The sequence below is a fragment of the Ilumatobacter sp. genome (genome assembly GCF_049588435.1).
Classification (GTDB): domain Bacteria; phylum Actinomycetota; class Acidimicrobiia; order Acidimicrobiales; family Ilumatobacteraceae; genus Ilumatobacter_A.
On record NZ_JBAVYV010000513.1, the window covers coordinates 1 to 5,525 of the forward strand.

Below are 5,525 nucleotides of genomic sequence, written 5' to 3' on the forward strand. Positions count from 1 at the left end.
GGTGACGACGCTCGAACCGTGCTCACACATCGGTCGCACCGGCCCGTGCGTCGACGCGATCATCGATGCGGGCGTCGCCCGGGTGGTGATCGGCGTGGTCGACCCCGATTCCAACGTGAACGGCGCGGGAATCGCTCGGCTCCAGGACGCGGGCATCGACGTGTCGATCGGCGTGCGGTCCGACCAGATCGCCGATCAACTCGCCCCGTACCTCCACCACCGACGCACCGGACGCCCGTACGTCGTGGTGAAGTTGGCCACGACGGTCGACGGTCGCACCGCCGCCCCCGATGCGGGGAGCAAGTGGATCACCGGTGTCGAGGCACGGACCGACGGACACCGCCTGCGGGCGGAGAGTCAAGCGATCCTGGTCGGTTCGGGCACCATCCGCTCCGACAACCCGGCGCTGACGACCCGCATGGTCGACGGGCCGAGCCCGCGACGCATCGTCCTCGGTTCGGCTCCGGCCGACGCGAAGATCCACCCGTGTCTCGAATGGCGCGGCGAGATCGACGGACTCCTCGCACAGTTGGGCGACGAGGGAGTGCTGCAGCTGATGATCGAGGGCGGACCGAACACGATCGCCCAGTTCCACTCGGAGGGTCTGGTCGACCGCTTCGTCCTGTACGTCGCCCCCGCGCTGTTCGGCGGCGACGACGCCAAACCGATGTTCTCCGGAACCGGTGCGGCCACGATGGACGCACTCCCGCGCGGGCGGTTCGTGAAGGTCCAGCCGATCGGCGACGACCTCCGCCTCGACGTCGTCCTCGACTGACTCCGCGTCGGTGCCTGCACATCCGTGCCAGGCACCAATGTGCATGTTTCTCAGGTGGCGGCGAGGTGGCCCAGACGGTCGACCTTCGTACGCACGTAGCGCTCGCTCTCGGGATGGATCGGTACCACGACGGGCACCAGCGCATCGACGGCGACTCCGTACTCGACCAACCCTGCCGCCTTCGCAGGATTGTTCGACATCAGCCGGATCGACTCCACACCCAGATCGAGGAGGATTGCCGCGGCAACGTCGTAGCGACGGGCATCGACCGGCAGTCCCTGCACGGTGTTCGCGTCGACGGTGTCGAGGCCGCCGTCCTGGAGTTCGTAGGCCTTGATCTTGTTCGCAAGTCCGATCCCGCGCCCCTCGTGACCCCGCAGGTAGACGACGACACCGCGCCCGCTGTCACCGATGGCGCCGAGAGCGTGCGCCAACTGGGCGCCGCAGTCGCACTTCACCGAGCCGAGCACGTCACCCGTCAGACATTCGCTGTGCACGCGGGCGAGTACCGCAGTCCCTCGCGGGTCGCCTTCGACGATCGCGACGTGTTCGTGGCCATCGTGTGCTCGGTACGACACGACGCGGAACTCACCGGACGCCGTCGGGAGACGCGCATCGCCGACACGTTCGACCAACATCAGACGGCCTCGACCCGTCCGTAGTTGGTGGTGCGTTGAACGAGCGGACGACCGAGCGTCTCGGCGAACTCGGCGAATCTGTCGCCGGTCATCGCCTGCCCGTGGCTGGCACCGGCCGCCCGCGAGATGTTCTCGTCCATCAACGTCCCACCGAGATCGTTGCAGCCGGCGTTCATCATCTGCGTCGTGCCGGCCAGGCCGATCTTGACCCAACTCGCCTGGATGTTCGGAATCAGTTCGCCGTACGCGAGCCGGGCGACCGCATGGATCAGGAGGTTCTCGCGGAACGTCGGACCACGTCGCGCCTTGCGCTGGAGATAGATCGGTGACGCCATGTGCACGAACGGCAAACCGACGAACTCGGTGAACCCGACCCGTCCGGCGGCGACGTTCTCCTTTTGCAGATCGCGGGTGCGCACGAAGTGACGGGCCTGATGGATCGGTTCCTCGACCGCGCCGAACATCATCGTCACGTTGGAATGCAGCCCGATCGAGTGGGCCGCGCGGTGCGCTTCGAGCCACTCCTCGGTGTTCACCTTGTCGGGACACAGGATCGCTCGGATCTCGTCGTCGAGGATCTCGGCAGCGGTCCCGGGAAGCGAGGCGAGACCGACGTCCTGGAGCCGGCCGAGGTACGTCGGCAGGTCCTCGCCGAGCCGCTTCGCCCCCTCGGTCACCTCCAGTGCGGTGAAGCCGTGGACGTGCATGTCGGGCACCGCGTCCTTCACCGCCTTGGTCACGTCGATGTAGTAGTCGCCGTCGAAGTCGGGATGAATCCCGCCCTGCAACGTCACCTCGGTCGCACCGAGATCCCAGCCCTCCTTCGCCCGTTCGGCGATGTCGTCGAGCGTGAGGAGGTACGGCGTGCCGCGCAGGTTGAGCGACAACGGACCCTTCGAGAACCCGCAGAACCTGCACTTGAACGTGCACACATTCGTGTAGTTGATGTTGCGATTCGCGACCCAGGTGAGTGTGTCGCCGACGATCTCCGAGCGTCGCCGGTCGGCCAGTTGCGCAACTGCGGCGACCTCGGGACCACGCGCCTCGAGCAGCGTGACGATCTCGTCGAGCGATGGTTCCTCCCCCGCCTCGATCCCGACGAGGACGTCGGAGACCGCACCGCGCAGCGTCGGGACCGATGCCGGAACCAGGATCGGAGGCGGCGATTCGGAGCCCGAGTACCAGGCGGTCGACCGATGCCCGACCAGGACGAACTCGGCTCCGTCGGCGACGGTGTCGGCCGCTGTCGTCTTCTCCGGCCAGACCTGGCCCGGGTCGTCACGCCCGAGCCATTCGGCGTCAGCACGGTCCATCACCGCGAAGTGCAACGCCGGGTCGAGCCAGCGCACGCGGTCACGGACGAACTCGGGGTAGATCGTCAGACGCGGTGCGAGCGCGTGTCCCCGGGCTTCGGTGACCTCGCGGAGTCGGTCGAGATCGGGCCACGGCCGCTCCGGGTTGACGTGGTCGGCGGTCACGGGCGACACGCCGCCCCAGTCGTCGATTCCGGCGTCGAGTAAAGCGCCGAAGTCGTCCGACAGGTTGGGCGGAGCCTGGAGATGGATCTCCGTGGGGAGGATCAGCCGCGCCGCGGCGACCGTCCACAGATAGTCGTCGCTCGGGCAGGCCCGCACGCCCTTCATCGCCGTCCGACGCTTCGGCAGGAAGTTCTGGACGATCACTTCCTGGACGTGACCGTGGCGGGCATGCGATGCGGCGATCGCCTCCAACCCGGCCAGCTGGTCGGCACGGGTGTCGCCGATCCCGACGAGGATCCCGGTCGTGAACGGAATCGAGAGTCCGCCCGCCGCGTCGAGCGTGGCCAGCCGTCGCTCGGGCGTCTTGTCCGGCGCGTTGCGGTGCGCATCGAGGTCGCCGGCCACCGACTCGATCATCATCCCCTGGCTCGGGCTGAACGGACGGAGACGTGCCAGCTCGTCGGTCGTCAACGCCCCGGCGTTCGCATGCGGAAGCAGACCGGTTTCGCGCAGCACGAGCTCGGCCATCTCGGCGACGTAGTGCACCGTGGAGTCGTACCCCCTGGCGGAGAGCCATTCCCGCGCAACGTCGTACCGGTCCTCGGGCCGCTCACCGAGGGTGAACAGCGCCTCGTGACACCCGCGCCGCGCACCCTGACGCGCGATCTTGAGGACGTCGTCGGGCTCGAGGAACAACTTCTCCACGCGTGCCGGGGGTTGAGCAAACGTGCAATACCCGCACGTGTCGTTGCACAGGAACGTCAGCGGGATGAACACCTTCGGGCTGTACGTGACCCGGGTTCCGTAGGTCTCGTCGCGGCGGGCCGCCGCGAGCGCCATCAGGTCGTCGAGCGATTCACGCAACAGAGGATGGTCGGGGTGATGGTTCATGGCGGTGCAGCTCCTGGGCTCGGGCCGGGTGAGAGTGGCGTGTCAGAGGGTCGTGTCAGATGTGGTGACCGCGCCGGGGCCGGGTCGGCTGGCGATGTCGTAGGGGGTGAACGTCTCGTCGCACTCCCAACAGACGAACTGCTGGTCGAGCGGGTGACCACATGCCTCGTGCACGAGCACGGTCGGCGCGGCCCCGTCGGAGAGCCACTCGTCACCCCACCGCATCAGCGCGACGAGGGTGGGCGAGAGCGCCATTCCCCGGGCCGTCAGGCGGTACTCGTAGCGAGGAGGACGCTCGCAGTAGAGATGGCGACCGAGGATCCCGTGTTCCACCAGCCGCTTCAGGCGTTCGGTGAGGACCGGGCGGGCGATATCGAGGTCGCGACGGAAATCGTCGAAGCGGCGGACGCCTCGGAATGCGTCGCGCAGGATGAGGATCGTCCAGCGGTCCCCGAGGATGTCGAGGCTCGCCTGGATCGAACATTCGGGTGAGAGTGGGTCCTCCATCGAGGGGCACCCTAGGTCAGTTCGGATTTGTTACCAAGTCGGTGCGGATTCCGAACCAACTGCTGGCCGGTGGGGCGCACGCGTTCGTCTCCCGCCTTCGGGATCGGCGACGCGGGTTCGTTCGCACTGGGTACGGTGACGGTCATGGTTGACGGAGCGTCGGAGCACGCCGACGAGCACGAACACGAACATCACCACGACGGCGAACGTCCGCACCGCCACATGGTCCACCGCCATCGCGACGTCACCGGCGGCACCGCCCGGGCGACCGTCTTCGGGATCAGTGACGGACTCGTCTCGAACGTCGCGCTGATCCTCGGCGTGGCCGCTGCCGAGTCCGATGCGTCAAACGTCGTCATCGCGGGCGTCGCCGGGCTGCTCGCCGGGGCGTCATCGATGGCGGCCGGGGAGTACGTGTCGATGAAGGCGCAGAGCGAACTCGTCGAACGCGAACTCGCGATCGAACGCCGATCGCTGGAGCGCCAACCGGCGGCCGAGATCCGCGAACTCGCGGCCGTCTACCGCCAGCGTGGCCTCGACGACGACCAGGCGATGGAGATGGCCGAAGCGGTGATGGTCGATCCCGAAGTCGCACTCGAGGTGCACGCCCGCGAAGAGCTGGGCGTCAATCCGTCGGAGACGGGCAACCCGGTCGCCGCCGCGCTGAGCTCGTTCGTCGCCTTCGCCGTCGGGGCGCTGATCCCGCTGATCCCATGGTTCATCGGGTCCGGAACGGCCGCGATCGTCGCGTCCGCCGTGCTCGGAATCATCGCCGCCGCTGCGGTCGGCATCGTGCTCGCCCGCTTCACCGAACGTTCGGTCGTGCGGACCGCACTCCGCCAGGTCACGTGGGCGGTCGTCGCCTGCACAGCCACGTTCACGATCGGTACCTGGCTCGGCAACGTCGTCTGACGGAGGTGAAACGCGCCGGGCCCGTCCCGGCGTGACGAACCGGACCTGTCAGCTGATTCCGAGCATGGCTGCAGTCTGAGGGCCGACGAGACCGTCCTGTTCGAGTCCTTCCCGGGCCTGGAATTGGATGACGGCATCCTCGGTCACCGAGGTGAAGAATCCGTCGTCGGGGACGTCGAAGCCGGTCGCGGTCAGGGCCCGTTGGACCTCGACGATGAGCGCACCGCGGTCGCAGATCCCGACAGGGAGATCCTCGTCGACGCTGTAGGACGAACAACGTTCGTCTTCCGGCTCGGGTGCGTCGGCCGGCGGCGCCGTGGCGGG

Annotated in this window: 5 protein-coding genes and 1 pseudogene; 2 read left to right on the forward strand and 4 right to left on the reverse strand. The window is 67.8% G+C overall.

The window, feature by feature from the left end; genetic code table 11:
- The coding region (gene ribD, locus WBV89_RS19170; protein WP_423982929.1) for a bifunctional diaminohydroxyphosphoribosylaminopyrimidine deaminase/5-amino-6-(5-phosphoribosylamino)uracil reductase RibD at positions 1 to 775 on the forward strand (775 nt) is incomplete at its 5' end.
- Positions 776 to 825: 50 nt separating this feature from the next.
- Here ribD and ribA read toward each other — a convergent pair.
- The 3 genes and pseudogenes from ribA to WBV89_RS19185 form a co-directional block, all read right to left on the reverse strand.
- Positions 826 to 1,407 (reverse strand): annotated as a pseudogene (gene ribA, locus WBV89_RS19175) (GTP cyclohydrolase II); the annotation flags it as partial.
- 5 nt (positions 1,408 to 1,412) lie between these two features.
- A complete protein-coding gene (gene cofH / locus WBV89_RS19180; RefSeq protein WP_423982930.1) occupies positions 1,413 to 3,782 on the reverse strand; it encodes a 5-amino-6-(D-ribitylamino)uracil--L-tyrosine 4-hydroxyphenyl transferase CofH in 2,370 nt (789 codons plus the stop codon).
- Between the two features lie 42 nt (positions 3,783 to 3,824).
- The gene (locus WBV89_RS19185) at positions 3,825 to 4,289 is read right to left on the reverse strand and encodes a winged helix-turn-helix transcriptional regulator (protein ID WP_423982931.1); all 465 of its coding nucleotides are present in this window, start codon (positions 4,287 to 4,289) and stop codon (positions 3,825 to 3,827) included.
- Positions 4,290 to 4,433: 144 nt separating this feature from the next.
- Between WBV89_RS19185 and WBV89_RS19190 the strand changes: the two genes are divergently transcribed.
- Positions 4,434 to 5,201 carry a VIT1/CCC1 transporter family protein gene (locus tag WBV89_RS19190; RefSeq protein WP_423982932.1) on the forward strand — a complete coding sequence of 256 codons (768 nt, stop codon included), beginning with the start codon at positions 4,434 to 4,436 and terminating at the stop codon, positions 5,199 to 5,201.
- A gap of 48 nt (positions 5,202 to 5,249) precedes the next feature.
- Here WBV89_RS19190 and WBV89_RS19195 read toward each other — a convergent pair.
- Positions 5,250 to 5,525, reverse strand: a 276-nt coding sequence (locus WBV89_RS19195; protein ID WP_423982933.1) for a peptidoglycan-binding domain-containing protein, incomplete at its 5' end; no start/stop codon positions are given.

Coding starts and splice junctions, on each gene's coding strand:
- cofH (WP_423982930.1), bottom strand. CDS start 3,782: ATGAACCATCACCCCGACCATCCTCTGTTGCGTGAATCGCTCGACGAC.
- WBV89_RS19185 (WP_423982931.1), bottom strand. CDS start 4,289: ATGGAGGACCCACTCTCACCCGAATGTTCGATCCAGGCGAGCCTCGAC.
- WBV89_RS19190 (WP_423982932.1), top strand. CDS start 4,434: ATGGTTGACGGAGCGTCGGAGCACGCCGACGAGCACGAACACGAACAT.